The organism is Actinoallomurus sp. NPDC050550, assembly GCF_040655075.1.
In the GTDB taxonomy this organism is placed as follows: domain Bacteria; phylum Actinomycetota; class Actinomycetes; order Streptosporangiales; family Streptosporangiaceae; genus Actinoallomurus.
The window spans coordinates 21,793-43,327 of the sequence record NZ_JBFAJC010000065.1; the positions used below are offsets into that span (position 1 = coordinate 21,793).

Here is a 21,535-nt window from a genome sequence, read left to right on the forward strand (position 1 = left end):
TCACGCTCAGGGCGAATTGCCGACCATCTGGGCGCAGCACCTTCGCAAGAGGCTCTCAGTCCCGCACGCCACGACCGGCATGCGGGCCGCGTCAGATCGGGACGCCGACGCGGGTCGCGAACGCCCGCAATCCCGGCAGGGTGCCGCGCCGGTCGGTGCGAAGGAGATCGGTGGTCATGTGGCGGACGGGTGGCCGGTAGCGGACCTCGGCGGGCGCGGCGCGTTCGGCGGTGAGCAGCGCCCGGTAGCAGGCTTCAGGCTTACCCCATTGGTGCCAGGCGCGGGCGACGTCGACCCAGTACCGGCCTCGGCGTTCAGCGGTGGGAATTGTCGCGGGATTCACGGTCTTGGCGTGCGCAATGGCGGCGCCGTTGTCACCGAGGACCTGGGCGATGCTGACCCGATACAACGCGACGTTGGTCGGTCCGAACGCTGTATGGCGATAGTTCGCGTCTTGGCCGAGCCTGGTCGAGGCTGCCTCGGCCGCGCCGATGAGGTCATGGGCTCCGCTCCGGTCACCATCGACGGCGGCGGTGTAGGCGGCGGTCTGCAGCAGGGTTCCGTACATCGACAGCTGCTCGGGGGTGGCGTTGTGCCCGGGAGCGAGGTCCTCGGCGGTACCGATAAGCAATGCATGGGCCCGGCCCGATCGGCCGGTGCGGCGCATGACGGTGGCGACGCTGCGGCGGGCATCGGCCAGGACGAGCGCGTCACCGGAGGCCTCGGCGGCCTGGGCGGCACGGTCGGCGGTCGCCCAGGCGAGCTGGTCATCGTTCAGCTTCACCATGAAGCTGGATGCGACGATGTAGGCGTCGGCGAGCAGCGCGTCGGCGGCCAGGCGCTCGTCTCCATCGGCGTGGTCGCAGGTGGCGGTTGCGGTGCCGATCAGATGTGGGAGCTCGGCGGCGAGCCGATCGTAGCGGGCGGCCTGGAATAGCGCCCGGGCCCGGCCGGTCGCGGTGCGCAGCGTCGGCAGAGGGACCGGCTTGGTGCCGTCGAGTCCGTGGCCGTATAGCAGGTTCTCCAAGCCGCCGGTCGGGTCCGCGGCCCGAGCTGCGCGGGCCGGGCCCGGCAGGCTGAGCGCACCAGCGGCTGTCAGACCGGCGGCACCGGCAAGGAATTCACGACGTCGCACCGGGTCGTCTCCATCCTCCCAAGGGGCGTCGGCGACCACAGTAGGCGCATGGGCATCGCAGGTCACGCGTTCGCCGGTATCAGGCAGCAGACCGAAGGCCTGCGGCGGTAAAGCCAGAGCGGTGGCGAAGCGGCGTAACACCATGGTGTCGGTCAGCGGCACGAGACCCCGTTCGTACCGGGAGACCTGCGAGGCCGAGTATCCGGTCCGGCGTCCGAGCTCAGCAAGAGTCAGGCCATGGGCGTGTCGAGTGCTCCGCACGATCGCGCCGGCATCGCGGCGGCCATGTGAGTTCATCGGCTGCTCCGCGCGCATAGTCCCCGACCTCACGGTAACCGCGGCGACCGTCGTCGACCAGCCTTGTTTGCACGGCACGCAAACCGTTGCCGCAACCTGCAAGAACATCTTCTGCGCCGGCCAGGCGGGGCGTGTCATGGATCCACAGCATCCCCAACCACGAGGGAGACCCTCATGGCGACCACAGCACCGGTCCTGGCCGTCGAGCAGGCCGACACCAAGCGGGACCCACAGTCCTTCATCACGCCGGAGGTCTGGGACCGGCAGATCGCGCTCCTCGTCCGCGACTACCCATTCGACAAGGTCATGGCCGAGCGTCTGTTCGGCCAGGCCATCGCCTACCTGATCACCGCCATGGAGAAGTTCGGCCAGCGCCTGGAGATCGGGTGCGGCGAACTTGTCGACACCGCCGTCCACGCCTTCATCCTCGACACAGTCAACTACCGACAGTTCTGCCACAAGTACTTCGACGGAAGGTTCCTCGAGCACGTCCCGGAGATCGATCGCAAGTACGACGGCTCGGTCGAGCGCACCGCCCACGTCATCGCGGCCAACGGGTTCGAGGTCGACTGGCCGCTGTGGGAGGCCGACTTCAGCAAGTGCACGCCGTGCTACCCCGGCAGCGACTGCCACTGACCAAACGCCGAGACAGGGCCGGAGCCGGAAGGGCTCCGGCTCTTCCCGCATCGATAGACGCAAATCCCTGAACCACGGTCGGCGATCGCCGGGAGCCGCTACCGTGACGCGGGTCTCGTCACCCACGTCACAAGGCTCCCATGGTCACCATCAACGACTACGCCGGTTACTGGGACCGCTACGCCGCCGGCGTCGCCACGGACGCGCCCGAAGAGTCGTTGAAGTACGCGTTCGGCTGGACCCAGTACGAAGGACACGGCCCTGGTGATGAACTGCTGGGTGAACCCGCCACCGCGTTGGAGCTCGGCTCGGGCCGCGGCAACGCCGTGGCCGCGCTGGCCACCAAAGGCATCGACGCCACCGGAATCGACATCTCATCCGTCCAATGCGAGCAGGCGAAGCGTCGCTGGGGTCACCTGTCCGGTGCTGGGTACGTATGCGGTGATGTCGTTGACCACCTCATCGATACCGACCGACGGTGGGATGCGATCTACTCGATCTGGGGCGCGGTGTGGTTCACCGACCCCGAGCGGCTGCTGCCCCTGACCCGAGACCACCTCACGCCCGGCGGGAAGCTGGCGTTTTCACACGCCCCGGCCGTCCCGAGGAGCTACGGTGCCCAGGGCTTCTACGCGGCAGGATTCACCGGCCGACAGGTGTGGGCCTACCGCTGGGCTTACGAACCCGAAGGCTGGACGGAGATCCTCCGCCGGCATGGCTTCGTCGACATCTGTGCCCGTGTCGAGCCCGCTCCCGATCCGGACCACATCGGCACTCTGATCGTCGAGGCTCGACGCTCGTAGACAGCGATGTTCTTCACCATCCAGTAGCGCTTTGCCGACCCCGACCCCGACTCCGGGCGTCCGCGACACAACTTGGGGGCGTGGCGTCTGGGGGCCGCCAGGCCCGTCCCCTCAACCGGACCCGGCGGCGGTGTCCCGGCCGGGCACAAAACGGCTGGCCAGCCAGGACGTCCGGCTGGCCGCCGGACGGGGCCGCTCATACCCCGTCCGGCGGCCGTGGTGGGCCGTGTGGCGAGCGCGATCTTCCCCGCCAGTCGTCTCGCGATACGACCCGGCGGCCCGTCTGGCCCGTGCGGCCGTCTTCAGGGGGCTGAGACGGCCGTACGGGGGTCTCTAGGTGCTCTTGCCGAGCTCGGCGAGGAAGTGCCGGGCTGTCTCGGGATCCAGCTCAATCAGCTGCCGGAGGGTCTGCTCCCTGAACAGCCCGCGTGGTGGCTGCCCCACCACGGGGAGGGTGTCAAGCAGGTGCTGCAGTCCCCGCAACTCCTTCCGGTAGATCGCGTCACGCTTCCGCAGAAGCTCCGCCGCGTCCTTACCGCGGATGACAAACCGGCCTGCGCTCCTGGATGTCGCAATCCACTGATCGTTACGCCATTCGACGTCGAACCCAAGCAGGTACGGCGCCTGAGCAGGCGCGTCAGCTTTCGGTCCGCCGCTCACGCTGCCACCGCCAACTCGGCCGCGCGGCATTCGAACACCAACTGTTGCGGGTCTGCGGCGAACAGGATCGGCGTCGCGGTGTCGAACCGGGCGATGGCCATGTATTCGCGCCGGTACCAGCACCACATCACCAGCCACTGAAGGCACAGGCCCTGGAGGTTCGCCAGCTGCTCGGGGCTCGGATCGGGGGCGCAGGCCGGGATGTCGATGGCCGCGTCGTCGACCATCGGGCGGAACGCCGGGGCGGGCCGGAGGAGCAGTCGGAGGAGCGCGGCGAAGAGTCGGAGGATCATCGCGGCCTCCTGATCTGCTTCAGCTCGGCGGGCGTCAGTGTGACGCCGGGCGCGGCCATGACGACGTGCACGGTCTTGCTGTGCTGCTCGTAGACCACCCAGCGCACGGCGGCTTCCTCATCGACGATGTGCAGGCCTCGGCCGTGCTCGGCGAACTGGCCGCCTTGGTCGGAGGCCGCCATGGGCCGAAAGTCCGGATCGGTGACGGCCAGATGCACGTAACGGCACGTGACGACCAGGTCAACGCCGATCGGATACGCCTCGTCCGGCCAGGGGCCGAACGCCTCAGCGGCGACGATCGCGTTGGTCACGATCTCGCTCGTGATAAGGGCGACCTCGTACGAGTCGTGGGGGAAACCAGCGACCGTGTTCGTGGCGAACTCGCGGGCCTCGCGTGCGTACTCGGGCAGGGCCCGGACCGGGAGCCATGACGACGGTGGGGATGGGGAGTGGTCGGTGATGACCGCATGGTCAGGTGTCACAGGGGGATCACTCCCCGTCAGTAACGCCAGGCTGGGTGGGCCTGGCTGGGTGGGTACACGCGTTTAGCATGCACCCGTCAAGCGTATTCTTCAAGTGAAACTTTCACTTGAATCGAAATGTAGCCTTATGTCTGCTGCCCTGCCGACTGCCGTCAGCTCCCCTACGATCGACGCCATGCCAAGGAGCACGCCCACCCTGAGGCGACGCCGCCTGTCCGCCGAATTGAAGCGCCTACGCGTCGCGGCCGGCATCGAGGTTGAGACGGCGGCCGAAGCGCTGGGCTGCTCGACCGACAAGATCCACTGGATCGAGCGTGCGGGCTGGACAAAGCCGCGATGGCGCGATGTCCGCGACCTGCTCGACACGTACGGCGTCACCGATGAGGCCGTGCGGGACGAGCTGATCACCCTCGCAAAGGAAGGCGGCCAGAAGGACTGGTGGACGCCGTACAGTCGGACGCTCTCAAAGAAGTACACCGCCTACATCGGGCTGGAGGCCGAGGCGTCAGAGGTGCTGACGTTCCAGCCGCTGATCATCCCTGGCCTGCTGCAGACCGACGATTACGCCCGCGAACTGATCCGCACCGGCGCGGCTGAGCTGTCCGCCGACGAGGTCGAGAAGCGCGTCGAGGTCCGCGCGGAGCGCCGGAAGATCCTCGAAGGCGAGGACCCGGTACGGCTGTGGGCGATCATCTACGAGGCGGCACTGCGGTGCTCGGTCGGCGGGTCGGAGGTAATGCGGGCGCAACTGGAGCGAATCGTCGAATTCGCCCAGATGCCGAAGGTTACGGTGCAGGTGCTGCCGTTCGAGGTGGGCGCCCATCCGGGCCTGTCTGGTCCGTTCACGCTGCTGTCGTTCCCGGAGGGTGACCCGGACGCCGCCTACATCGAGACGGCTGGCGGGGAACTGCTTCTGGAGGAGCCGGCCGACGTGGACCCGTACAAGCATGTCTTTCGGCGACTGAACGTCAGGGCGATGACACCGGAAGATACGATCACGATGGTGTCCGAAGAGGCGGCACGTGCCTAACCGGAACGACCTGAGAGATGTGTACCCATGCCCGATCGTGATTCCGCGCGCCTGGACTGGCGCAAGTCCTCCCGCTCTGGTCAGCAGGGCGAATGCGTCGAAGTCGCCGTGGTCGGCTGACCTCGCGCACGAGAAAGCCCCCGGACGAACCCAGCCGGGGGCCTCTCCATGTGTACCCGCGTTCAGCGTGCCCCGCCGGGCCGACATCCGGCGATCAGGAGCCGAAGCTCTGATCACAGGTCACGATCGCGAACTGCCCGCTGCTGCACCGAGAGGTCTTGCCGCGCCGGACCTTGAAGCTCTTCTTCCACGGCAGATGCGCGCCCTGCCGCTTCCTGGCCGCTCGCGGCGCTGTTTCGCAGCTCGTCGATCAGCTTCGCCGAGACTTCCGCACGCCACCTTGATCAGTCGGACGGCGCGCTCAGCGGGCGTACGAAGCGCGCAGAGCGGTGACAGGCGTCCTCGAAGCCGAGGTTCCGGTAGAAGGCATGTGCGCCGCTCCGGTGCCGCGAACTGGTGAGTTCGAGGTCCTCGCAGCCGAGTCGGCGCGCCTCGGTTTCGATAAAGCTCATCAGGCGGGCACCGATGCCGTGCCCGCGGGCCTCTTCACCCACCACCAGGCTCACGACGCGACCGCGCCGACCAGCTCGTTCGAAGAACGGGATCGCGTGGAACGCGAGCACGCCGACTACACGGGCGTCCAGCGTCGCGACGACGACGCGGCTCAGCGGGCTCTCCCGCCACTCCGCGATCCGGGCGGCGGCGTCCTCGACGGTCGACGGGTAGCCCAGCTGCGTCAGGAGCTCGGCGATCACCGGTGCGTCGGCGTCCACGGCATCTCTGATCAGGACGTCCATTCGTCCCTCCTCCCCTTCACGGAGCGTTTCATACGGCCGTGCGCCCGGACGAGACGGCGGCGAGAGTACCGCGGCCCTAGACGCGATGGCCGACCGCGTGTGGGCGATGCGGCCTCTGATGGCTTCTTGACGTTCGGCGCGGTCTTTGCGTTGAATGTCGTCGGTGCCGCGTGGCGTACGCAAGAGAGCCCTGGTGGAGGACTGCGGGCCAGACCGCGTACGAGTATGCGAGCACCGGGAGAGCCCGAAGGGGATGATGCAGGTGGCCGCCTACCGCATGGATCGCGCCTAGCCGCATCCGACGCCGTTCGCGTCGTTCCTGTCCTGCGCCCTTGCCTGAGCGCCGTTTTCCGAACGCCGTGAGCTGAACGCGTCGTATCACCCGCGCCCGTCGTCCCTCGGGGCCGTCGCCTTTCGCTGCTTCGCCGCTGCCGTTCGTCGAACGGGCGCGCCATTTCCGCCATTCATTCATCGTTCGTTCCGTCATGCGGCAACGCAGCGAAGGAGAGTTTTGACCACACCGTTCGTTGATTTCAATCAGCAGGTCATCGAGGAGTTCCGCGCCAACCATGGGCGCGTGGGCGGCATGTTCGAGGGGGCTCGGCTGATCCTGCTCACCACGACGGGCGCTCGCACCGGACGCCCCCACACCACCCCGGTCGGTTTCCTGCCCGACCCCGGCCGGCTGCTGGTGATCGCGTCGGCCGGCGGTGCCGATCGGCACCCGGCCTGGTACCACAACCTGGTGGCCAACCCGCGCGTCACCGTCGAGACCGGCCTGTTCACGCTGGTGGCCGACGCGGTCGTGCTCGAGGGGGCCGAGCGCGAGGAGATCTGGGCGCGCGCCGTCGAGTCCGACCCGGGCTGGGCTCAGTACCAGCGGAAGACCGCGCGGGTCATCCCCGTCGTCGCGCTGCACCCGGTGCGGATGAGCCACGCCGACCTGCCGGAGGGCGGCCTTCTCAAGCTCATGCGGCAGGAGGACCGCTTGACGGCCAACCGCGTCACCGGCCCCGACACCTTCGACACCGTACTCACCGCGCTGAGCGCGGGCCCGCCGCCGCTGCCGCCGGGTGCCGACACGTCCGAGCCGTTCACGCTGCCCGTGCCGGGCCGCTGGGCGAACGCCTCAGGCCGCGCGCCGCAGGAGGCGGGCGTGGTGCTGTACGTACACGGCGGCGGCTTCGAGCAGCGCATGCCCGCGTTCGAGCACCCGATGGCCTACCACCTGTCGAAGGCGGCCGGCCGTCCGGCGTTCAACGTGGACTACTCGCTGGCCCCCGAGCACCCCTTCCCGGTCGCGCACGACGAGGTGGTCACCGCGTACCGCGCGCTGCTGGCCGAGGGCGTACCGGCCGAACGGACGGTACTGGTCGGCGAGTCGGCGGGAGCGACTCTCGTACTGGAGATGCTGCTCACGCTGCGCGCGGAGGGCGTGGCGCTCCCCGGCGCGGTGGTGCCGGTCTCGCCGATCACGGACTTCACGTTGACGAACCCGTCGATCGACGCCCCGGCGGGCCGGGACGCCGTCGGCCGGGAGGTTCTGGAGCACGTCGTCGGCCAGTACCTGAACGGGCGGCCGAACGACCAGGCACCGCAGTCGCCCATCCACGGAGACCTGGCGGGCCTCCCGCGCATGCTCCTGGTGGTCGGCGGCGACGAGGCCCTGCTGGACGACTCCCGGCGCTACGCCGAGGCGGCGGCCGAAGCGGGCGTCGAGGTCACGCTGGACGTCTACGACGGCATGCCGCACGCGTTCCACATCGCGGTCCTGCCGGACCCGCAGCTCCCGGTGGGTGCCACCTTCCTGAAGCGCCTGTCCGCCTGGCTGGGCGAGGACCGGTAGCACGGGCGCGGCGACCGGCGGAACACATCCGCCGGTCGCCGCGGCCTGTCACGAGGGCGGACGCCGAGGGATTGATCAGGCCGGTCAGCGAGCGTACGGCCGGCGGCGGGAGCACAGGCCGGTGTCCTGTGCTCCCGCCGCGCGGACGTGCGTCAGGAGAAGGGGACGACGTCCTGCTTGCAGACGGTGCCGACCGGCGGCAGGGCACCGGTCAGCAGGTACCGGGTCTCGTGCTCCAGGGCGCAGGCGCTGGGATTGGAGAAGACCGTGTGGCCGTATCCGTCGACCGTCAGCAGGCGGGCCCGGGCCAGGGTCCGGGACACCGTGACCGCCTGCCGGTAGGAGGTGGCCGGGTCCTTGGTGTTGTTGAGCAGCAGGATGGGGTTGGCCGTGCGCCGGTTCCACGGTCCGGCGTAGCGGTCCCTGCCCAGCGGCCATCCCGCGCACGGTTCCGTGGCCCACGCCGGGTCCAGGGCCGAAGGTCCGGACCTGGCGTAGGCCAGCCGCGCGGCGGCCTCGTAGGCGCGCGGGTCACGGGGGTTGGGGCTGTCGGAGCAGACGGTGGCGAGGAACTGTTCCCGCCCGGCGTAGGGGGCCGACGAGGAGGCAGTGGTCCGGGCCTTCTTCGTCACGGCGGATGAGGTGGTCCGCCCGGACGACTTCTCCCACATCTGCTGAAGCAGGTCGGCTCCTTCGCGCCACATGGACACGCTGCCCAGGGGCAGGCTGAGCACCCCGCACGCGTAACCGCAGGTCTGCGTGTCCGGCGGGGTGCCCATCGTCACTGGATGCTGCCGCAGCCGGCGCAGGAGCGTGTCGTACTTGGCGCGCGTCGCCACCGGGGTGCCCGCGGAGAAGGCGCACGCAGCCGTGGACGCCTTGCCGCACAGGTCCAGGAAGTCCTTGAGGACCGCGGCGGACGCCTGGTCGTTGCCCTCGCGCACGAAGCTCGGCAGCCCGCCGCTCGCCTGGGTCCAGGCGACCGGGCCGACGTTACCGTCCAGGGCCATCCGCCCGACCTTGGCCGGGAAGAGATTGGCGTACGTGGTGCCGAGCAGGGTGCCGTACGACAGGCCGACGTAGTTGAGCACGGGGTCGCCGACGGCCTGGCGCAGCAGGTCCATGTCGCGGGCCACGTCGGCCGTGCTGACGTGCTGGATGAGGTCGGGATCGCGTTTCGCGCATCGGGTGGCGAAGCGCGACCACGTGCTGATCCAGGCGGACGTCTCCCGCGCCCCGACGGGGAAACCGATCGGCGCGCCGGACAGGAACGCGCTCTCCGCCTCAGTCGTCGGGAAGCAGCGTACGGCGGTGCTCTCGCCGAAGCCTCGGGGGTCGAAGGCGACGATGTCGTACCGGGCCCGCCAGGTCGAGGGGACGTGCGCGTAGGCGGCCGTGAAGCCCGCGAGCTGCGCGCCGGGGCCGCCCCCGTTGACGAACAGCGAGCCGATGCGGTGCGCGGTGTCGGTCGCCCGGTGCCGCATCACGGCGACGCTGATGGTCCTGCCGCGCGGGTTCCGGTGGTCCAGGGGGATCCGCGCCGTGGCGCACTGGAAGTCCCCGTCGCAGGAGCGCCACGTCAGCCCCGGAGCCGACGCCGCGGTCGTCGCGGCCTCCCGCCCGTCCGCCTGCGAGAGCGCGACGGGGATGGAGACGGCGGCGAGCAGAACGGCCGTCCAAACGGTGGCGGGCCGCAGGAGCCGGCGCTTGGCGGGATGTCGGCGGTCGGTCGAGGTGTGGTCGATCGGCATTCTCAGAGTGCCCTTTCGGGATCGCGGCGGCGTACGGGGTCAGGCCAGGCGGCGGCGGAGCCACCACGTGCAGAGTCCGGCGAGGAGGAGAGCGACGGCGAGGTAGATCACCGTCTCCTCCCACTGGAAGGTCCAGAAGCGGTCGGCGGGGTGGAAGTCGACCCGTTGCCGGTAGCCCATGTCGGTGAGCCTGGTGAAGCAGTCCTGCGACCCCTGCCGGGTCTGCAGCGGGCACTTCTCCACCCAGGAGGGCGGTGAGACGACCTGGCCGGCGGCGTTGACGGTGTGCTGGGCGACGATCCAGGCGCCGGGCTCGTCGACCCGCACCGTGAGGTTCCCGCTGATGTCGATGAGGGTGAGGTTCGCGGAGCTGATCTTCGTGGTGACGTGTTCCGGTGGCAGCAGGTGCGACCGGACTTCGAAGCCCATGGTGGCCTGGACGACGGTGAAGAGGGCCAGGACGATCGCCATGGCGGGCAGGGTCCGCCGGACGATGACGCCGATGGTGACGCCGAGGACGAAGGCGAACGCGGCGTAGCCGAGGGGGACTACCCCGCGCGTGTCGAAGATCAGGACGTGCATGCGCGGGAGCAGGAAGATGCCGTGGCCGGGGGCGCCGCTGTTGGCGGCGATGGCCGCGTCGATCGGCCGGTTCCACCAGGTCACCGCGAGGCTGAGCAGCCCGGTCGCGCCCACCGCGGTCAGCCCGACGATCCCGAGCTTGGTGACCAGCCAGCGGGTGCGGGTGGTCAGGGTCCAGGCCAGCCGGTGCGTTCCGGCGTCCAGCTCCCGGGTGATCAACGGGGCGCCCCAGAACGTGCCGATGATGGCCGGGGTGAAGAGCACGGCGAAGGTGCCGATGACGTACAGGCTGCTCTCGGTGCTCCCCAGCTCGTCGAGGAAGGCGCGGCCGTGGGCGTTGTACAGGTGGACCATGTGCGGGCCGGTGGCCGCGAGGAGGGCGGCGAGGACGACGACGGCGCCGAACACCACCACCGCCTGGGTACGGAGTTGTCGCCAGGTGAGCCAGATCATCGGTGTCCCTCCAGGAGCGGCGTGGAGCCGCCCATGTAGGCCAGGACGAGGTCTTCGAGCCCGACCGGCGCGACCGCCCATCCATGGCCGTCGACAGGGGTGGCCGCCCGGGCGTGACCGTCGGCCGAGGCGGCCGCCCGGCCGGTGCCGTCGATCGGGGTGTCGGCGCGGACGAGCAGGGTGGTCTGCCGGTCGGTGCGGTCGACGGAGACGGCGTGCACGCCCGGGGGAAGGGCGGCCGGGTCGAGGTGCGGGGCGCTGATCAGGTGGTGTGCGGCCAGCAGTTCGCGGACGTCTCCGGCGACCCGCACGCGGGAGCCGACGAGCACGATGAGGTGGTCGCAGACCAGTTCCACGTCGGAGACCAGGTGGGAGGAGTGCACGACGCTGATCTCCCGGCCGGCGGTGGCGTCGCTCAGCTCCCGGAGGAACTCCCGCCGGGCGAGCGGGTCGAGGGCGGCGACCGGTTCGTCGAGGATCAGCAGCCGGGGCCGCTTGGCGAGCGCGAGCGTGAGGGCGAGCTGGGCGCGCTGGCCGCCGGAGAGGTTCCCGGCCCGCTGGTCAGAGGGCAGGCCGAGCCGCCGCACCCGGTCCCGGGCCACCCGCATGTCCCAGCCCGGGATCAGCCGGGAGCCGAGTGTGAGGTGCTCGGCGACGGTCAGCCGGGCGTAGGTCGGAGTGTCCTGGGCGACGAAGCCGACCTTGGCCAGTTGTGCCGGGTTCGCGCCGGGGCGGCTGCCGCACACCTCGATCGTGCCGGACGTAGGTGTGAGCAGGCCGGCGGCCAGGCCCAGCAGCGTCGACTTCCCGGCCCCGTTGGGGCCGACCAGTCCGACGACCCGTCCCGCCGGGATGTCGAGGGTGCAGTCCGAGAGCGCCCAGCGCCGGCGATATCGCTTGCCCAGCTCCCGGGCCCGCAGGATCGTGTTCTCAGTGGATGGCATGCGGTTCACTCTGCGGGCCCCGGCCTGGCGCGCCCACCGGCCGGAAGTACGGTTCGCGCCGAACCGGTCGTACTTTCGGCTGATCCGCCACGCGGCGGACTTCCGTACGCTGAACCGTCATGGACCTGCTGGATCGCCTGGTCGAGCGGCCCCGGATCGCCGTGAACGCCGGGCTCGGCCTCGTGTTCGCGGCGGCGCTGGGTTATGAGATCCGCGCCATCGCGGAGCGGCACGGCGACTGGAGGTCGATCCTCGCCGTAGGGGCGGTGGTGTCCGTGGCCGCCCTGCTGCGGGAGCGATCCCGTACGTGGGCCGCGGCGGTCGGGCTCGCCGTCACCGGAGTGGCCGAGCTGGTCGCCTGGCGCTGGGGACTGCCCGGGCAGCCCGCCGGTGCGGCGATCCTCGCCCTGGTCGTGCTCATCGCCTCCGCGATTCGCGCGCTGCCGGTCCGTACGGGGGCGGCCATCGCGGCGGGCGGGGTGGTCGTGGTGGCCGGGAGCCTCGAGCGGTACTCCCACTTCCTCGCCACCGGCGCCCCGGTGTCGTACTCGGCGACCTGGATCATGGCACAGGCATGGGTCGCCGCAGTAGGCGCCGGGTTGTTGCTGCGCCGCCTGGACGCGCGTCGCCGCGCCGCGTTCGAGGCCGTACGGCGGGGTGAGCGCCTGGAGCTGGCGCGGGAGCTGCACGATTCGGCGGCCCACCACATGACCGGCGTCGTGCTCCAGGCGCAGGCGGCCCGCATCGCCGCCCGCCGGGGCGCCGCGACGCTCGACGACACCCTGGCGGGCATCGAGACCGCCGCCACCGAGGCACTCGTGTCCATGCGCCAGGTCATCGGCCTGCTCCGGGACGCCGACGACGCGGCCGGGCTCGCCCCCGGCCCGGAGGGGCTGACCGAGCTCGTCGACCGGTTCGCCGCGCGCGGCCCCGCCGTACGGCTGCACCTGCCCGACGGGCCGCCGGACCCGGCGTGGCCACCGCAGGTCACCACGACGGTCTACCGGGTCGTCCAGGAGTCGCTCACCAACATCACCCGCTACGCCTCCGGCGCGCGGGAGGTCACCGTCGCCCTCGCCCACGACCGGCGCGACATCACCGTCGAGGTCACCGACGACGCGCCTCCGGCGGGCGCGCCGCGCTTCCCCCACTCCGGCGGGCACGGCCTCGTCGGGATGCGCGAACGCGTCGAGGCCCTCGGCGGCACCCTCGACGCCGGACCCCGCCCCAGGGCCGGCTGGTCGGTGCGCGCCACCCTGCCCGCCCCGAGCCGGTCATGACCACCCGGGTGCTGATCGCCGACGACCAGGCGATGGTCCGCGGCGGGCTGCGGCTCATCCTGGAGGATCAGCCGGACATCACCGTCGTCGCCGAGGCCGCGGACGGCGCGGAGGCCGTCGCCCTGGCCCGGCGGCTGCGTCCCGACGTGTGCCTGGTCGACATCCGGATGCCCGGCCTCGACGGTATCGAGGTCACCCGGGCCCTGGCCGGTCCGGGCGTCCGCGAACCGCTCCGGGTCGTCATCGTGACCACCTTCGACCTCGACGAGTACGTCTACGGGGCGTTGCGGGCCGGCGCCGTCGGGTTCATCCTCAAGGACGCCGGCCCGGTCCTGCTCGTCGAGGCCGTGCGGGCCGCGCGCACCGGGGACGCCCTGATCTCCCCGTCGGTCACCGTACGGCTCCTCAAGCACCTCGCGCCCACGAGGAGTTCGGCGCCGTCGGCGGTGCCACTGTCGGAGCGGGAGACCGAGGTCGTCCGAGCCATCGCCCGCGGCCGCACGAACCGGGAGATCGCCGCGGAGCTCTTCATTTCGATCAGCACCGTGAAGAGCCATCTGGCCGGCGTCCAGCTGAAGCTCGGCGTCCGCAACCGGGTGGAGATCGCCGCCTGGGCCTGGGAGAACGGACTCGCGCACGCCTGACCGGCGGGTAGCCGTGTCGCGACTGGAGCGTGACGAACGGGCCTGTTTCGGGCATCATCGGGGGTCGGACGCGCGGGGAGGCGATGCTGGTGACCGGTTCCGATCTCGATGAGCTCCTGGTGTTCGGTGGATCGGGCAGTCCACGGCTCACCGCCGCGATCTGCGAAAGCCTGGGCGTGGAGCCGGGCCAAGGGGAGGCGATCCGCTTCTCCGACGGCAACCTGTTCGTGAAGGTCAACCAGAACGTCCGGGGACGGCACGTGCACCTCGTGCAGTCCACGGTCTTCCCGGCCAATGACAACTTCATGGAGCTGCTGTTCTGGATCGACGCGTTCAAGCGGGCCAGCGCCGCGTCGGTGACCGTGCTGATGCCTTACTTCAGTTACGCAAAAGCCGATAAAAAGGACGAGCCCCGGGTGTCGATCCGGGCCCGGGTGTGCGCCCAGTCGATCGAGGCGGCCGGCGCGGACCGGGTCGTCACGATGGACCTGCACGCCCCGCAGATCCAGGGCTTCTTCACGCGGCCCGTCGACGACCTGTACGCCCTGCCCGTGCTCACCGAGGCCATCGGCGCCTCCGGAGATCTCGTCGTCGTCTCCCCCGACGCCGGTTTCGCCAAGCAGGCCCGTAAGTACGCCAAGCGGCTCGGCGCACCGATGGCCATCGCCGACAAGGAGCGCATCGACCACACCGAGACGGCGCGGGTCGTCGACCTGATCGGCGACGTACGCGACCGCGACGCCGTGATCGTCGACGACTTCACCATCACCGCCGGCACACTGGCGGAGGTGGCCGAGTGCCTCGTGGAGCGCGGTGCGCGGAGCGTGCGCGCGGCCGTGACTCACGGGGTGTTCACCGGCAAGTCGATGGAACGCCTCGACTCCAGCCCGATCACCCGGCTCTACGTCACCGACACCGTGGAGAACCAGCCCGTACGGCTGTCGCCGAAGGTGCAGAAGGTCTCGGTCGCGCCGCTGTTCGCCGAGGCGATCGCCCGCATTCACCGCCGCGAGAGCATCAGCGTCCTGTTCGAGTCGTGACCAGGGCCGTCTCCTCCTGATACCGCGACGTCGCGGCCGAGGGCCGGGCCGTTCCATCGGGTCCCGGCTGGGCACGCGTCGCGAACGACGCTTTGCGAACGCTTTGCAAAGGATCTCCAAAAGGCGTGCACATACGTAGCCGTATGGTTATGTTGTCAAAATGATCTTGAAAGCAAGTCGCAGGCGTCGTCGTGGCTGGGTCGCGATGGGCGGTGCCGTCATGCTGCTGGCCACCGTCGCACAGCCGGCGCACGCGGCCGAGCCCGAGAACAGCGGCGTCGCGCAGATACTCCAGAAGACCATCGCCGCACTGAAGTTCGGCGAGGTCCTGGACACCGAGCCCCCCACGTCGACCCAGGCCGCCCGGTCGTCCTCCGTCGACGTCGACCCGGAGAAGAAGCTCGCGGGACGAGACCGCGCGCCCAAGCTGAAGGCGGCGGCCGTCGCGGCCGCCACGCAGATCCACCAGCAGCCGAACGTCGATGTGACCGTCCTCGAACTCGACGACAACGGCCGGCTCGTCTCCTCCGGCACCGTCGTGACGAGCCCGACCTACAAGAACGGCATCGTCGTCCCGGTGGACAAGAACTTCCACACCACCGCGGTGCGCTACCGGCACTGGGACACCAACCTCTGGAACACCAACAACGGACAGGGCGACACCGACGTCGTCCCGGGCCGCGAGAACGCGCCCATCGACTTCATGTCGCCCTACCCGGCGTCGACCCTCAAGCTGATGGTCGGCTTCGGCATCCTGCAGCTGGTGGACAAGGGCGTCATCAAGCTGGACGACACGTACGCCTACCAGCCGACGCAGGCATCCGATCTGTGCGGCACCGCCACGACCGACACCGTCCGTAACTACTTCGACCGCATGATCACCGTCTCCGACAACGGCTCGGCGTGCGCGATGATCAAGCTGTTGAACGACAAGGGCGCGATCGACGGCCTCAACCAGACGTTCCAGGACATCGGCCTGGAGACCATGCAGCTGAAGGACACCAACCCCGCCAACGGCGGAAACTGGACCTCCGGCATCAACATGTCGTCGCTGGACACCGCCAAGCTGCTGGCGCTCATCAACGGCGTCTCGGGCACGGCGTGGACCACTCCGAACGGCAAGCCGGTCACCAGCGACGTCCTCAGCCCGTCCTCGCGCGAGTTCTTCATGAAGGAACTCGGCGATCAGGGCTGGAACAACGTCCTGTCGACGACGAACTACTGCGGCTACACCTACCCGACGGCCGGCATGCCGCAGCGCATCTCGCAGCGGTGGATCGGCGCCGACGGGACCGTGACGGTCAACAGCGACCCGACCGACGGCAAGTACCAGTACCCCGTCCAGCCCTGCCAGGACGCCGCCCAGGTGACCTTCGCCCACAAGACGGGTCTGTCGGAGAACGCGGTGAGCGACGCGGGCATCGTGAAGTCGCTGCCCGGCAAGCCGAACCGGCACTACATCATCACCGCGTTCAGCAACCTCGGCTACCGGTACATCGACGTAGACCGCCAGGACATCCAGCCGGCGGTCAACCGGACCGAGAAGTTCGCGCAGCTCGGCCGCATCATGGACGCCTACGAGGCGCTGCACTGACCCACGCGTGACCCACCGAGGGGGCCGGAGCTTCCGGCCCCTTCGGCCTGCCCACCCACGACCGATCCCCGGCCCTTCCCTGCCGACAACCGACCCTTGGCCCCGTCGGCCTAGCTGCCGACGACCGATGCCGGCCCCCTTCGGCCTAGCTGCCGACGATCCGCCCTCGGCCCCGCCCATCCCTCCGGACGCGGCGATGGAGCGCGGCCCGGTCCGTACGGACGGCGCCCTCACCGTCATGGCCGAGGCGGCGCTGGGGGAGATCGACCGGTGCGACGTCCTCGTCGTACCGGGCGGGCCGGGCACGCGTGAGGTCGTCCTCGGCGATCAGCGGTACGTCGACTGGGTCCGCCGCGTGCATCCGACGACCCGGTGGACGACGTCGGTGTGCTCGGGTTCGCTGATCCTCGGCGCGGCCGGACTGCTGCACGGTCTCGACGCGACGACCCACTGGGGCGTCCGGAAGGAACTGGAGGCGACGGGCGCGCGGTACCTCCCGGAGCGCGCCGTCGAGCAGGGAAAGGTCATCACGGCCGCAGGCGTCTCCGCCGGCATCGACATGGCGCTGACCCTCGCCGCCCGGATCGGCGGCGAGGTCGCCGCGCAGGCGATCCAGCTGTGGATCGAGTACGACCCGCAGCCGCCGTTCGACAGCGGCTCGCTCGCCAAGGCGTCCCCGGAGGTCCTGGACTTCGTCGCCACCCACCTGGCGGCCGGCTGACCCTTACTCGGATCTTCAGCGCGAGATTGCTCTTCGCTTACCGTCTGATCTGGGAAAAGTCGTCTACCGTGAGATACCCGGACGGCCGAGAGTGAAGGGGGCTGGCATGCCGGACGAGCTGACGCGCTTGACGGAATTCGCCTACGAGATCGGGCTGCTCAAGCGCTACAAGCGGACCGGCTGGCTCGTCGCGGGCGTCGCCGCGCCCGAGAGCATCGCGGACCACTCCTTCCGGGCCGCCGTGCTCGCCGGCGTCCTGGCCGCCATGGAGGGCGCGAACCCCGAACGCGCTGCCCTCCTCAGCCTTTTCCACGACAGCCAGGAGACCCGGCTGACCGACATCCCGTACCTGGCCAAGCGGTACGTCACCCGGGCGCCCAACGAGAAGGTCACCGCGGATCAGGTGCAGGGCCTGCCGGATCCGGTGGCCGACCTGATCTCCGGCTCGGTCGCGGAGTACGAGCAGAAGACCAGCCTGGAGGCCCGCTGCGCCCGGGACGCCGACAAGCTCGACTGCCTGCTGCAGGCCATCGAGTACCGCGACCAGGGACACCACAACATCCAGCCGTGGATCGACAGCTCACTCGCCGCACTGCAGACGCCGTCGGCGAAGAAACTCGCCGATGAAGCCCTCGGCACCGGGTCGCTCGAGTGGCTCCCCGCGGTCGTGAACGGCGGGAACGGATCCGCGGCCGACTGACCACGGCGAGCCGACGAGCGAACGGAGTGGCCGGTGAAGGACGAGCCGGCCGCGCGACGGCGCACGCTTCGGGCCGGAGGTCCAGCCCCCAGGGGGGATGAGGTTTGTAACTTCCATATTTCTGACATCTGGAGTTAACGTCGGTCATGTGCATGATGCAGCTATCTGGGAGGTGCTCCGATGTGCGGCATAGCCGGCTGGGTGGACTACGAGCGCGACCTCACCGGGGAGCGCGCCACCGCACTCGCGATGACACGGACGATGGCCTTCCGGGGCCCCGACGACGAAGGGCTCTGGATCGAGCCGCACGTCGCGCTGGGGCACCGGCGACTCGCCGTGATCGACATCGAGGGCGGCACGCAGCCCATGAGCGACGGTCCCGTCACCCTCGTCTACAGCGGTGAGGCGTACAACTTCCGCGAACTCCGCCGGGAGCTGGAATCCCACGGGCACCACTTCCGCACCCGCAGCGACACCGAGGTCGTCCTCCAGGCGTACCTCCGCTGGGGCGCGGACCTCGTCGAGCGCCTGAACGGAATGTACGCCTTCGCCCTGTGGGACCGGCGGACGGAAGAGCTCCTGCTCGTCCGGGACCGGATGGGCATCAAGCCGCTCTACTACGCGCCCACCCCGCACGGAGTGCTGTTCGGCTCCGAGCCCAAGGCCATCCTGGCCAACCCGCTGCTCACCCCGCGGCTCACGGACGACGGCCTTCTCGAGCTGCTGACCAACGCCAAGACCCCGGGCCACGCCGTCTTCGACGGGATGTACGAGGTCGAACCCGGACACGTCGTCCGCGTCTCACGCGACGGCGTCACCGACCGGAGTTACTGGGCGCTGACCGCGCGCGAGCACCCCGACGACGTCCCCACGACCGTCCGCCGCGTCCGCGAACTCCTCGAGGACATCGTCGAGCGGCAGCTCATCTCCGACGTGCCGCTGTGCACCCTCCTCTCCGGCGGCCTGGACTCCAGCGCGCTCACCGCGCTCGCCGACCGCGCACTCGGGACCGGCACCGTACGGTCCTTCGCGGTCGACTTCACCGACGAGGGCGGCGGGTTCGTGCCGGACGCCATGCGGGACACGGCCGACGCGCCGTACGTCCACGAGGTGGCCAAGCACGTCGGGTCGCACCACACCGACGTCGTCCTCAGCAGCGACGAACTCTCCTCGCCGCAGGTCAACGAGACCGTGATGCGCGCCCGCGACCTGCCGAGCATCGGCGACATGGACACCTCGCTGTACCTGCTGTTCGCCGAGATACGGCGGCACTCCACGGTCGCGCTGTCGGGCGAGTCCGCCGACGAGGTCTTCGGCGGCTACCGCTGGTTCCACGACCCGGAGGCGATCGCCGCCGAGACCTTCCCCTGGATGCTGGGCATGTCCTCCGGGCAGGAGCTTTTCGACGGGGAGCTCAACCGGCGGACGCAGGCATACCTCGCCGACCGGTACCGCGAGGCCCTCGACCAGGTGCCCCGGTTGCCCGGCAAGACCGGACACGAGCGGCGGATGCGGGAGGTCTGCTACTTGCACCTGACCCGGATGGTCCGGTTCCTCCTTGACCGGAAGGACCGGATGAGCATGGCGGTCGGCCTGGAGGTACGGGTGCCGTTCTGCGACCACCGGCTCGTCGAGTACGTCTTCAACACCCCATGGAGCCACAAGACCTACGACGGACGGGAGAAGAGCCTCCTGCGCGGCGCGGTCGCCGACCTCCTCCCCGAGTCGGTCGCGCAGCGGCGCAAGAGCCCATACCCGGCGACGCAGAACCCGAGCTACGAGCGGACCGTCCGCGACCGCCTGTCCGGCATCCTCGCCGACCCGAACGCCCCCGTACGGCCCTACCTGACGGAGAGCGCCGCCCGTGAGGCCCTGCGACGCCCACTCGGCCGAGCCAGCCTCCAGCAGGACCGTGCGGCCATGGAACGCATCATCGCCCTGAACGACTGGCTGACGGCCTACCGCCCGCAACACGTCTGAGCGGGAGCACACAATTCGCCATTTATGGTGATTGTCGACTGATCGATTCGCAGTGAAGGCATGGCCGGTCTAAAGTCCCGGCCATGCCTTCACTTGAGCACGAATCTCTCGCCATGCTCTTCCAAAATCGCCCCAGCCTCGCGGCAGAGATTCTCCATAACGCATTAAAAGTCGATGTCCCGGACTATAAGCGTGCTCGGGTCGAAACCGGCGACCTGACCGAGTGGAACCCGGCGGAGTTCCGCGCCGACGCCGTGGTGGTCTTCGAGGCTGTTGCCCCGGTGCTGGCCGTGGTCGTGGAGATCCAGCTCCGGCGCGACAAGGGCAAGCGGTGGCGCTGGCCGGTGTACCTCGCCGGCCTCCGCGCACGGACACGCTGCCCGGCGATCCTGCTGGTCATCTGCACCGACGCCGGCATCGCCGACTGGTGCGCCGAGCCGATCGACCTCGGCCATCCGGACTGGACCCTGACCCCTCTGGTCCTCAAGCCGGAGGCCGTCCCGGTCGTGACCGACGCCGCAGAGGCAGTCCGCGATCCAGAGCTGGCGGTCCTGTCGACCGTGACGCACGGCGCCGCCTACGACCGGGCGCGAATGTTCCATGCCCTGCTCTCCGCCGTCGCCGCATTGGAGGACGTCGACCGCGCGGAACTGTACATTGACATTGTGCTCAGGGCTCTGCCCGGGACGCCCGCCACCGAACTGGAGGCAATGATGAAAAGCGATGCATCTCCCTACAAAAGCGACTTGGCCCGCCGTAACTACGCCCGAGGCGCGGCCGAAGCCAAGGTGGAGGCCATCCTCACAGTGCTCGAGGTTCGCGGCGTCCCGGTCCCCTCCGAAGCACGCGAACGCATCACGGCCTGCACCGATGTCGCTCAGATCGAGGCCTGGCTCAAACGCGCCGCCATCACCCGCACGGTCAACGCGCTCTTCGACTGATCGGTGCTGCCGGTCAGTCGAGGTCGGCGAAGAGTTGACGGGTGACGAAGCCGTTGGTGAAGGTGCCGTTCGGGTCGTAGCGGCGGGCGAGGGCGTGGAAGTCGGGTAGCCGCGGATACCTGAAGCGCAAGGCGCATGGACCATGATCGCCGGAGACCGCGAGATGGCGGCGTGCGGAGCGCGGCCGGTGCGCAGACCGGTCAGGAATCGAGAAGCGCCGGTCACGGGGTCGTTCCTAGCCTGATCGGCATGACTTCCATCGAATCCGTCATCCTTGAGGTGGCCGACCCCACCGCCGCCGACCGCTTCTACACCGAGGCCTTCGGCTTGGACACTCAGATCCGCCTGCGGGCCTCGGAGGCGCCGACGACCGGCTTCCGCGGGTTCACGCTGTCGCTCACCGTCTCCCAACCGGCCAACGTCAACAGCCTCATCGACGCCGCACTCGACGCCGGCGCCTCGCCGGTGAAGCCGGTCACGAAGTCGATGTGGGGCTACGGCGGCGTCGTACAAGCCCCGGACGGGACGATCTGGAAGGTCGCGACCTCCTCGAAGAAGGACACCGGCCCGGCCACCCGGCAGATCGACGAGATCGTGCTCCTGCTGGGAGCCGCGGACGTGGCCGCGAGCAAGCGGTTCTACCTCGACCACGGCCTCACCGTGGCGAAGAGCTTCGGCCGCAAGTACGTCGAGTTCGCCACTGGGTCGAGTCCCGTCAAGCTGGCGCTCTACGGGCACCGAGCCCTTGCCAAGGACGCCGGCGTCTCTCCTGACGGCACCGGATCGCACCGGCTCACCATCGGCGGCGACGCCGGGCCGTTCACCGACCCGGACGGGTTCGTATGGGAGCCGGCATCGCGCTGAGC

The 21,535-nt window shown here is 69.8% G+C and carries 22 protein-coding genes; 14 read left to right on the plus strand and 8 right to left on the minus strand.

The window, feature by feature from the left end; all coding sequences use genetic code 11:
• Positions 1-91: 91 nt before the first annotated feature.
• Positions 92-1,570 carry a helix-turn-helix transcriptional regulator gene (locus AB0I04_RS47260; RefSeq protein ID WP_360900645.1) on the minus strand — a complete coding sequence of 493 codons (1,479 nt, stop codon included), beginning with the start codon at positions 1,568-1,570 and terminating at the stop codon, positions 92-94.
• Between the two features lie 36 nt (positions 1,571-1,606).
• Here AB0I04_RS47260 and AB0I04_RS47265 point away from each other — a divergent pair, with 36 nt between their 5' ends.
• Together AB0I04_RS47265 and AB0I04_RS47270 are read left to right on the plus strand one after the other, a co-directional pair.
• On the plus strand, positions 1,607-2,068 hold the full coding sequence (locus tag AB0I04_RS47265) for a hypothetical protein (RefSeq protein ID WP_360900648.1): 462 nt from the start codon (positions 1,607-1,609) through the stop codon (positions 2,066-2,068).
• 140 nt (positions 2,069-2,208) lie between these two features.
• Complete coding sequence (locus AB0I04_RS47270; RefSeq protein ID WP_360900651.1) at positions 2,209-2,871, plus strand: class I SAM-dependent methyltransferase; 663 nt, start codon at positions 2,209-2,211, stop codon at positions 2,869-2,871.
• Between the two features lie 333 nt (positions 2,872-3,204).
• Here AB0I04_RS47270 and AB0I04_RS47275 read toward each other — a convergent pair whose 3' ends face one another.
• From AB0I04_RS47275 to AB0I04_RS47285, 3 genes are read right to left on the minus strand one after another with little or no spacing between them, the layout of a single operon-like run.
• The gene (locus AB0I04_RS47275; protein WP_360900654.1) at positions 3,205-3,531 is read right to left on the minus strand and encodes a hypothetical protein; all 327 of its coding nucleotides are present in this window, start codon (positions 3,529-3,531) and stop codon (positions 3,205-3,207) included.
• A complete protein-coding gene (locus AB0I04_RS47280) occupies positions 3,528-3,824 on the minus strand; it encodes a hypothetical protein (RefSeq protein WP_360900657.1) in 297 nt (98 codons plus the stop codon). Before AB0I04_RS47280 ends, AB0I04_RS47275 begins: the two co-directional genes overlap by 4 nt.
• Positions 3,821-4,306, minus strand: coding sequence for an ATP-binding protein (locus AB0I04_RS47285; RefSeq protein WP_360900660.1), 486 nt, complete (start codon positions 4,304-4,306; stop codon positions 3,821-3,823). The genes AB0I04_RS47280 and AB0I04_RS47285 overlap by 4 nt, the downstream gene beginning before the upstream one ends.
• A 94-nt stretch (positions 4,307-4,400) precedes the next feature.
• Here AB0I04_RS47285 and AB0I04_RS47290 point away from each other — a divergent pair, with 94 nt between their 5' ends.
• Both AB0I04_RS47290 and AB0I04_RS47295 read left to right on the plus strand, forming a co-directional pair.
• On the plus strand, positions 4,401-5,336 hold the full coding sequence (locus AB0I04_RS47290) for a helix-turn-helix transcriptional regulator (RefSeq protein ID WP_360900663.1): 936 nt from the start codon (positions 4,401-4,403) through the stop codon (positions 5,334-5,336).
• A gap of 27 nt (positions 5,337-5,363) precedes the next feature.
• On the plus strand, positions 5,364-5,456 hold the full coding sequence (locus AB0I04_RS47295) for a DUF397 domain-containing protein (RefSeq protein ID WP_360900666.1): 93 nt from the start codon (positions 5,364-5,366) through the stop codon (positions 5,454-5,456).
• Between the two features lie 284 nt (positions 5,457-5,740).
• Here AB0I04_RS47295 and AB0I04_RS47300 read toward each other — a convergent pair whose 3' ends face one another.
• Positions 5,741-6,193, minus strand: a complete 453-nt coding sequence (locus AB0I04_RS47300; RefSeq protein WP_360900669.1) for a GNAT family N-acetyltransferase — start codon at positions 6,191-6,193, stop codon at positions 5,741-5,743.
• Between the two features lie 511 nt (positions 6,194-6,704).
• On the opposite strand from AB0I04_RS47300, the gene AB0I04_RS47305 reads away from it, so the two are divergent.
• Positions 6,705-8,039 carry a nitroreductase/quinone reductase family protein gene (locus AB0I04_RS47305; RefSeq protein WP_360900672.1) on the plus strand — a complete coding sequence of 445 codons (1,335 nt, stop codon included), beginning with the start codon at positions 6,705-6,707 and terminating at the stop codon, positions 8,037-8,039.
• 152 nt (positions 8,040-8,191) lie between these two features.
• Here AB0I04_RS47305 and AB0I04_RS47310 read toward each other — a convergent pair whose 3' ends face one another.
• The 3 genes from AB0I04_RS47310 to AB0I04_RS47320 are packed head-to-tail and all read right to left on the minus strand — an operon-like array spanning position 8,192 to position 11,769.
• The gene (locus AB0I04_RS47310; protein ID WP_360900675.1) at positions 8,192-9,790 is read right to left on the minus strand and encodes an alpha/beta hydrolase; all 1,599 of its coding nucleotides are present in this window, start codon (positions 9,788-9,790) and stop codon (positions 8,192-8,194) included.
• 39 nt (positions 9,791-9,829) lie between these two features.
• Positions 9,830-10,825: an ABC transporter permease gene (locus AB0I04_RS47315; RefSeq protein WP_360900678.1), complete on the minus strand. Its 996-nt coding sequence runs from the start codon at positions 10,823-10,825 to the stop codon at positions 9,830-9,832.
• On the minus strand, positions 10,822-11,769 hold the full coding sequence (locus AB0I04_RS47320) for an ABC transporter ATP-binding protein (RefSeq protein WP_360900681.1): 948 nt from the start codon (positions 11,767-11,769) through the stop codon (positions 10,822-10,824). The genes AB0I04_RS47315 and AB0I04_RS47320 overlap by 4 nt, the downstream gene beginning before the upstream one ends.
• 119 nt (positions 11,770-11,888) lie before the next feature.
• Between AB0I04_RS47320 and AB0I04_RS47325 the strand changes: the two genes are divergently transcribed.
• From AB0I04_RS47325 to AB0I04_RS47365, 9 genes are all read left to right on the plus strand, one after another.
• Positions 11,889-13,049, plus strand: coding sequence for a histidine kinase (locus tag AB0I04_RS47325; protein WP_360900684.1), 1,161 nt, complete (start codon positions 11,889-11,891; stop codon positions 13,047-13,049).
• Positions 13,046-13,693 (plus strand): response regulator transcription factor, encoded by a 648-nt coding sequence (locus tag AB0I04_RS47330; RefSeq protein WP_360900687.1) that lies wholly within the window; start codon positions 13,046-13,048, stop codon positions 13,691-13,693. The genes AB0I04_RS47325 and AB0I04_RS47330 overlap by 4 nt, the downstream gene beginning before the upstream one ends.
• 89 nt (positions 13,694-13,782) lie before the next feature.
• The gene (locus tag AB0I04_RS47335) at positions 13,783-14,733 is read left to right on the plus strand and encodes a ribose-phosphate pyrophosphokinase (protein ID WP_360900690.1); all 951 of its coding nucleotides are present in this window, start codon (positions 13,783-13,785) and stop codon (positions 14,731-14,733) included.
• Between the two features lie 160 nt (positions 14,734-14,893).
• The gene (locus AB0I04_RS47340; protein WP_360900693.1) at positions 14,894-16,327 is read left to right on the plus strand and encodes a serine hydrolase; all 1,434 of its coding nucleotides are present in this window, start codon (positions 14,894-14,896) and stop codon (positions 16,325-16,327) included.
• Between the two features lie 196 nt (positions 16,328-16,523).
• A complete protein-coding gene (locus AB0I04_RS47345) occupies positions 16,524-17,048 on the plus strand; it encodes a DJ-1/PfpI family protein (RefSeq protein WP_360900696.1) in 525 nt (174 codons plus the stop codon).
• Positions 17,049-17,154: 106 nt separating this feature from the next.
• A complete protein-coding gene (locus AB0I04_RS47350; RefSeq protein WP_360900699.1) occupies positions 17,155-17,748 on the plus strand; it encodes an HD domain-containing protein in 594 nt (197 codons plus the stop codon).
• A gap of 180 nt (positions 17,749-17,928) precedes the next feature.
• A complete protein-coding gene (asnB, locus tag AB0I04_RS47355; protein WP_360900701.1) occupies positions 17,929-19,728 on the plus strand; it encodes an asparagine synthase (glutamine-hydrolyzing) in 1,800 nt (599 codons plus the stop codon).
• An 83-nt stretch (positions 19,729-19,811) separates the two neighbouring features.
• Complete coding sequence (locus AB0I04_RS47360) at positions 19,812-20,669, plus strand: hypothetical protein (RefSeq protein WP_360900704.1); 858 nt, start codon at positions 19,812-19,814, stop codon at positions 20,667-20,669.
• Positions 20,670-20,918: 249 nt separating this feature from the next.
• Positions 20,919-21,533 carry a glyoxalase gene (locus tag AB0I04_RS47365; protein ID WP_360900707.1) on the plus strand — a complete coding sequence of 205 codons (615 nt, stop codon included), beginning with the start codon at positions 20,919-20,921 and terminating at the stop codon, positions 21,531-21,533.
• Positions 21,534-21,535 lie beyond the last annotated feature (2 nt).

What these genes read in the sequence shown, in the direction of transcription:
- AB0I04_RS47260 (WP_360900645.1), bottom strand. Translation starts at nt 1,570, where the DNA reads ATGACACGCCCCGCCTGGCCGGCGCAGAAGATGTTCTTGCAGGTTGCG.
- AB0I04_RS47265 (WP_360900648.1), top strand. Translation starts at nt 1,607, where the DNA reads ATGGCGACCACAGCACCGGTCCTGGCCGTCGAGCAGGCCGACACCAAG.
- AB0I04_RS47270 (WP_360900651.1), top strand. Translation starts at nt 2,209, where the DNA reads ATGGTCACCATCAACGACTACGCCGGTTACTGGGACCGCTACGCCGCC.
- AB0I04_RS47280 (WP_360900657.1), bottom strand. Translation starts at nt 3,824, where the DNA reads ATGATCCTCCGACTCTTCGCCGCGCTCCTCCGACTGCTCCTCCGGCCC.
- AB0I04_RS47295 (WP_360900666.1), top strand. Translation starts at nt 5,364, where the DNA reads ATGCCCGATCGTGATTCCGCGCGCCTGGACTGGCGCAAGTCCTCCCGC.
- AB0I04_RS47300 (WP_360900669.1), bottom strand. Translation starts at nt 6,193, where the DNA reads ATGGACGTCCTGATCAGAGATGCCGTGGACGCCGACGCACCGGTGATC.
- AB0I04_RS47310 (WP_360900675.1), bottom strand. Translation starts at nt 9,790, where the DNA reads ATGCCGATCGACCACACCTCGACCGACCGCCGACATCCCGCCAAGCGC.
- AB0I04_RS47315 (WP_360900678.1), bottom strand. Translation starts at nt 10,825, where the DNA reads ATGATCTGGCTCACCTGGCGACAACTCCGTACCCAGGCGGTGGTGGTG.
- AB0I04_RS47320 (WP_360900681.1), bottom strand. Translation starts at nt 11,769, where the DNA reads ATGCCATCCACTGAGAACACGATCCTGCGGGCCCGGGAGCTGGGCAAG.
- AB0I04_RS47325 (WP_360900684.1), top strand. Translation starts at nt 11,889, where the DNA reads ATGGACCTGCTGGATCGCCTGGTCGAGCGGCCCCGGATCGCCGTGAAC.
- AB0I04_RS47330 (WP_360900687.1), top strand. Translation starts at nt 13,046, where the DNA reads ATGACCACCCGGGTGCTGATCGCCGACGACCAGGCGATGGTCCGCGGC.
- AB0I04_RS47340 (WP_360900693.1), top strand. Translation starts at nt 14,894, where the DNA reads ATGATCTTGAAAGCAAGTCGCAGGCGTCGTCGTGGCTGGGTCGCGATG.
- AB0I04_RS47345 (WP_360900696.1), top strand. Translation starts at nt 16,524, where the DNA reads ATGGAGCGCGGCCCGGTCCGTACGGACGGCGCCCTCACCGTCATGGCC.
- AB0I04_RS47350 (WP_360900699.1), top strand. Translation starts at nt 17,155, where the DNA reads ATGCCGGACGAGCTGACGCGCTTGACGGAATTCGCCTACGAGATCGGG.
- asnB (WP_360900701.1), top strand. Translation starts at nt 17,929, where the DNA reads ATGTGCGGCATAGCCGGCTGGGTGGACTACGAGCGCGACCTCACCGGG.
- AB0I04_RS47360 (WP_360900704.1), top strand. Translation starts at nt 19,812, where the DNA reads ATGCCTTCACTTGAGCACGAATCTCTCGCCATGCTCTTCCAAAATCGC.
- AB0I04_RS47365 (WP_360900707.1), top strand. Translation starts at nt 20,919, where the DNA reads ATGACTTCCATCGAATCCGTCATCCTTGAGGTGGCCGACCCCACCGCC.